This window comes from Neisseria sp. P0009.S007 (genome assembly GCF_051962515.1).
This window is the reverse complement of sequence record NZ_JBQCVF010001252.1, coordinates 1-242: the sequence shown is the minus strand read 5'-3', so window position 1 is coordinate 242 and position 242 is coordinate 1. Positions and strand designations below refer to the sequence as shown.

General features: G+C 56.6%; 1 pseudogene. It reads left to right on the top strand.

Features of this window, described 5'->3' with window-relative positions:
• Positions 1 to 242, top strand: a pseudogene (locus tag ACTHS3_RS18495) (polyamine ABC transporter substrate-binding protein); the annotation flags it as partial.

The following is a 242-nucleotide window of genomic DNA, read 5'->3' as shown; positions in this document are numbered from 1 at the left end:
GTGTTGAACTACATGGGTAAAAACCCCAACAGCAACGATACCGAAGACATCAAGGCGGCAACCGAGCTGCTCAAGAAAAACCGCCCCAACATCAAACGCTTTACCTCGTCGGGCTTCATCGACGACTTGGCGCGCGGCGACACTTGCGTCACCATCGGCTTCGGCGGCGACTTGAACATCGCCAGACGGCGCGCCGAAGAAGCGGGCGGCAAAGAAAAAATCCGCGTCATGATGCCCAAAGA